Source organism: Kaarinaea lacus (genome assembly GCF_975902315.1).
Genome location: NZ_CDLKIE010000467.1, coordinates 1 through 3592 on the forward strand (window position 1 = coordinate 1; position 3592 = coordinate 3592).

Below are 3592 nucleotides of genomic sequence, written 5' to 3' on the forward strand. Positions count from 1 at the left end.
GTAACGATTGCCAGTCCTTAAAGACTCTCTCTCCCCTACCCGTCCGGACACCCAGGTGCCGCAACAGCTTTCGAACGTGCTGCGTATCGGACCATAGTGATGAATCGTCTGCATGAATACCAAGACTGTTCGCTAATCTTTTGGCTTTTTTATAGGAAAGACCGGCAATTGCAGCGGCACTGGCAATGCCGCAACCGGTCGATTCCTGTTGTATGACAGGTTTCATCAATTAATTCACTCGTGGGCTTTTACCGGTAGCAGATCAACAACCGTTATCTCAGGCCGTGCCAGCACACGTAGGGGTGGGCCCCAGGTACCAGTACCCCGGCTAACATAAAGCCAGCTATCTGAGCCCACTTGCGATAAGCCTGGTGACACCCGGTAAACCAGCCAGGTTAACAAGCCAAAGGGAAAAATCTGTCCACCATGTATATGGCCGGATAATTGTAAGTCAAAATAACCAACTGATCGCTCTTCTACAACGGGCTGGTGCTTTAGCAGTAAGTTAAAAAGGCCATTTGAATACCGTTTCAGTAACTCAACTTCGTTCAAACTTGAGTACTGAACTCTACCCTCCACTGCTGGATCGTCCACCCCGATAATATTTATTGCACTATTCACCGTTTTTCCAGCATTTGACAATAGCACAAAGCCAGCACGCTCAGTGAACTCACGCGCCTGCTCCAGGCCTGCCAGAACTTCATGGTTGCCGTAAACAGCGTACTTACCCAGACGGGCATTCAGTCTCGCCATCTGTGCGATTAAATTTTCCAGGTGATCTAACTGCATATCGACCAGGTCACCGGCAGATACAATGACATCTGGTTCGATAGCACTGATTTCGTCAACAATACGCTCTATGTGTCGCTCTTCACTCAATAGCCCCAGGTGTAAATCAGCAATGAGCACCAATCGTAGTGGTTGTGACAGTTTTACAGACTCTACTGTTATGCGTTCGATATAAATCTGCTTTGCAGTTAAATACCCATAAACACCAATACCAATAACCAGAAGACTTAACCAGATCGTTCTGCGTGGTGAAGCCAGATAGCGTACAACAGCATTTATACCGCCTGCTTGTGCAAGCTTTTCCAGCAAGTCAAATGTAATAGAAAGCACAAAAAACAGATAGATAAATCCCATCCACAGAAATGTCAACCAGGACAATGGCGCAACAAAGAAAGCATGAATATTGCCATGGGTGAAAATCTCGACAATAAAAATAGAACAAGCGAAGAGAATAAGGCTAGCAATAATATATCGCCGGTATTGTGGTAACAGCTTGAGCAGCTTGCGGTACAGGTAATAATGAAAACCACCATATATACCAATAAATACCACAATGGCGACAACCAGAATTCCCGTGTTCATACGTTTTCTATCCGATTGAGTGCAGAATTCAACTGGTATTTTTTTTCCAGTTTAGATGCTGGTACGACGAAAATTAGTTCCTATAATTTGTCATACTGATTAGAATATAACACGTTCTACATGATTAACATTTTTAAAATTATTGCTCCCGAAAAAACATTTTACGATTCAAATGAAAGATTTTACACATTACACTGAAATCGATCGTAAACACATTTGGCACCCATACAGCGCGCTTTCATCCCAACTACCCGTCTATCCCGTCGAATCGGCGCTGGGTGTGCGTTTAAAACTGGCCGATGGACGTGAACTGATTGATGGCATGGCTTCCTGGTGGTGCATGATTCACGGTTATAACCACCCCGAGATGAACGCAGCATTGGAGCAACAACTAAACAACATGTCACATGTCATGTTTGGTGGTTTAACACACCAGCCTGCAGCGGAACTCGCCGAGCAACTGGTTTCTCTTACACCAGAACCTCTGGACGCGGTATTTTTCTCCGATTCAGGATCGGTATCCGTCGAAGTGGCGATGAAGATGGCTATCCAGTACTGGCATGCCAAAGGTGAGCCGAAACGACAACGATTTGTATCCCTGCGCTCGGGTTATCATGGTGATACGTTCGGTGCAATGTCCGTCTGCGATCCGGTCACTGGCATGCATAGTTTGTTTTCCGACATACTACCCAGGCAAATATTTGTTGACCAGCCACGCTGCCGATTTGGTGAAGCATGCAGCGCTCATGATATCGCGCCATTAAAACAGGCGCTAAGCGAACATAGTAAACACATTGCCGCCGTGATCATGGAGCCCATCGTTCAGGGCGCGGGTGGCATGTGGTTCTACTCTGCTGAGTACTTGCGCAAAGCTCGCGAGTTGTGCGATCAATATGGCATTTTGTTGATTCTTGATGAAATTGCCACGGGCTTCGGGCGCACTGGCCGCCTGTTTGCCTGTGAACATGCAAACATTTCGCCCGACATTATGTGTATTGGTAAAGCCCTGACCGGTGGTTATTTGACACTGGCTGCAACACTCACATCTCGCGATGTACACCAGACAATTGATAACGGACATCCCGGCGTTTTCATGCATGGCCCGACGTTTATGGCCAATCCGCTCGCATGCACCGCTGCACTGACTAGCATACGATTATTACTTGATTCACCCTGGCAGGAAAACGTAGCGCGCATTCAGCAAGGCCTCGAAGATGGCTTAGAAGAATGTAGAAGCTTTAATAATGTGGAAGATGTGCGCGTACTGGGCGCTATTGGCGTTGTGGAAATGAAACAACCAGTGGACATGCAAAGCATTGTGCCACAATTCGTTGATGCTGGCGTGTGGGTGCGCCCCTTCGGAAAACTGGTGTACCTGATGCCACCCTTTGTAATTAACAATGAAGATCTTTCAAGGCTAACCAGCAGCATCGTAAATATTGTTAAACAGCATGGTCGCTAATAAAAATATATTCGAGTTAAATCTTAATTTCTTTTGCCAATCACCCCGGCAATAGCGTTACTGTCGTATCCGCCGTGGTTTTATCAATATCAAGTAGCAATTCACAATACTCAGCATGTTCATCCACCGGCGTGGGATCATCCGCACAGCTACAGCCAGTAATCATGCTTTTATAAAATATACCAGCTTTAGCCCTGATAAATTCCGGCTCCTCTGCAATATTGAGAATCATTACGCTGAAATTGTTATCATTGGTATAGTTTCCCTGAGATAAACCCTGCTGCAATGGCAACTCGGTCACATCCAGTTGTTCAACCTCCACCTTGAGAACATCTTTAAAACCTGGTGTGCCCCAGGCAGTGAGTGATTGTGCTAGCTGAATCATTTACAGCGCCATGGATTATCGTTTATTGATTCACGACTGGTTGATGATCATTTTATCGAACAGCTCCCGGCTCACCGGATTCTCCATGAGCTCGTGAGCAATGATTAAACCCGTTGCTGACCACACCTGGTAAAAGTTGGCACGGCGCCCCACCAGGCCACCATTACGACCATCGTAATACTCCGGCCATTTATCGACTCTTAAACGTTCTGTCATGACATTCATAGCCTGTTCCGCAAGTTCCAGCCGACCGGTCCTCAATGCTGCCGCAACGAACGGCCATACCAGTACCGGCCAGTTACCACCATTGTGATACGACCATGCCACATTTTTAGGATCACTACCGGTAGAGAAACGCCACTTCTCGCCGGTCA

General features: G+C 46.6%; 5 protein-coding genes. 1 reads left to right on the plus strand and 4 read right to left on the minus strand.

Annotated elements, in window-relative coordinates; all coding sequences use genetic code 11:
• The coding region (locus ACWVCM_RS14420; RefSeq protein WP_455202460.1) for a hypothetical protein at positions 1-226 on the minus strand (226 nt) is incomplete at its 3' end.
• A gap of 8 nt (positions 227-234) precedes the next feature.
• On the minus strand, positions 235-1371 hold the full coding sequence (locus tag ACWVCM_RS14425) for a metallophosphoesterase (protein WP_455202461.1): 1137 nt from the start codon (positions 1369-1371) through the stop codon (positions 235-237).
• A 172-nt stretch (positions 1372-1543) separates the two neighbouring features.
• On the opposite strand from ACWVCM_RS14425, the gene bioA reads away from it, so the two are divergent.
• Positions 1544-2833 (plus strand): adenosylmethionine--8-amino-7-oxononanoate transaminase, encoded by a 1290-nt coding sequence (gene bioA, locus ACWVCM_RS14430; protein WP_455202462.1) that lies wholly within the window; start codon positions 1544-1546, stop codon positions 2831-2833.
• A gap of 40 nt (positions 2834-2873) precedes the next feature.
• Here bioA and ACWVCM_RS14435 read toward each other — a convergent pair whose 3' ends face one another.
• Together ACWVCM_RS14435 and ACWVCM_RS14440 are read right to left on the minus strand one after the other, a co-directional pair.
• Positions 2874-3218, minus strand: a complete 345-nt coding sequence (locus ACWVCM_RS14435) for a hypothetical protein (RefSeq protein WP_455202463.1) — start codon at positions 3216-3218, stop codon at positions 2874-2876.
• 30 nt (positions 3219-3248) lie between these two features.
• On the minus strand, positions 3249-3592 hold a 344-nt coding region (locus ACWVCM_RS14440; protein WP_455202464.1), incomplete at its 5' end, for a glycoside hydrolase 100 family protein.

Bases quoted from the DNA above. Each gene is read 5' to 3' on its own strand.
- ACWVCM_RS14425 (WP_455202461.1), bottom strand. From the start codon at position 1,371: ATGAACACGGGAATTCTGGTTGTCGCCATTGTGGTATTTATTGGTATA.
- ACWVCM_RS14435 (WP_455202463.1), bottom strand. From the start codon at position 3,218: ATGATTCAGCTAGCACAATCACTCACTGCCTGGGGCACACCAGGTTTT.
- bioA (WP_455202462.1), top strand. From the start codon at position 1,544: ATGAAAGATTTTACACATTACACTGAAATCGATCGTAAACACATTTGG.